This is a genomic window from Pseudotabrizicola sediminis (assembly GCF_004745575.1).
In the GTDB taxonomy this organism is placed as follows: domain Bacteria; phylum Pseudomonadota; class Alphaproteobacteria; order Rhodobacterales; family Rhodobacteraceae; genus Pseudotabrizicola; species Pseudotabrizicola sediminis.
This window is the reverse complement of the sequence record NZ_RPEM01000048.1, coordinates 1-1,169: the sequence shown is the minus strand read 5'-3', so window position 1 is coordinate 1,169 and position 1,169 is coordinate 1. Positions and strand designations below refer to the sequence as shown.

Annotated in this window: 1 protein-coding gene; it reads right to left on the bottom strand. The window is 59.7% G+C overall.

Annotation, left to right across the window (positions count from 1 at the left end):
• A protein-coding gene (locus EEB11_RS19230; RefSeq protein WP_435531127.1) for an IS3 family transposase occupies positions 1-1,111 on the bottom strand; the annotation gives its coding sequence in 2 pieces (ribosomal slippage) (positions 1-838 and positions 838-1,111; 1,112 coding nt annotated over the 2 pieces). This gene is flagged as partial in the annotation.
• Between the last annotated feature and the right edge of the window lie 58 nt (positions 1,112-1,169).

Here is a 1,169-nt window from a genome sequence, read left to right as displayed (position 1 = left end):
TTGAAGTAGACCACGGCGGGCGGTTGACCGCCATGGGCGGCGTGGGGCCGCTGGTGGTTGTAGAAAGTGATCCAGCGTCCGACGCCAGCCCGGGCCTTTGATCCGGTTTCCCAGGCGTGCAGATAGACGCATTCGTATTTCAGGGACCGCCATAGGCGTTCAATGAAGATGTTGTCGAGGTAGCGGGCTTTGCCATCCATCGATATCTTGGTCTTTGCCCGTTTCAGCCGGTCGGTCCAGTCGAAGGACGTGAACTGCGACCCTTGGTCGGTATTCATTATCTCAGGCGGCCCGAACTTGTGGATTGCCTCGTTCAAGGCCGCGACGCAGAACTCTGCCTCCAGCGTGTTGGAGATGCGCCAGGCCAGAACCTTGCGCGTGAACCAGTCCATGATGGCGACCAGATAGAGGAAGCCTTTTCGCATGGGCAAGTAGGTGATGTCGGCGCACCAGACCTGATTGGGCCGGTCGATCCGTAGGCCGCCCAACAGGTAGGGGTAGGTCTTGTGCCCCTTCGCGGGCTTGCTGGTGTTCGGCTTCTGGTAGATCGGCATCAGTCGCATAAGGCGCATCAGCCGCCGGATGCGCTTTTCGTTCACGGCATGCCCCTCGTTCTGCAAGTGCCACGTCATCTGCCGGACGCCGTAAAACGGGGTGTCCAAAAACTGCTTGTCGATCAGCAACATGAGGTCGAGGTTCATCGTCGTCTCGCCCTGCGGCACGTAATAAAACGACGACCGCGAGATCGACAGCAACTGGCACTGCGCCCCGACCGACAGCTTGGGATGGGTCCGTTCAATCATGCCCCGCCTCACTTCCCGATCCAGGGTTTGAGCTTTCGTGACAAAAAATCGTTGGCGACGGCCAGCTCTCCTATCTTAGCATGCAGATCACGGACCGTTTCCTCGGCAATCTCGGCGGTGGCCGCTGCCTGACCGCCACGCTCGAAGATGCCAGCGGCCCCCTCCAGCAGAGCCTTCTTCCACTGGTGGATCATCGTCGGATGGACCTCGTAGGCGGTCGCCAATTCCGACACCGTGCGCTCGCCCTTCAGCGCCTCCAACGCAACACGCGCCTTGAACGCCGCGTCATGGTTCCTGCGTTTCGACATGTTCTGATCTCCTCGTCTTGGGGATCAGCAGACCTCAGATCGTAGCTTCCGTCACTGT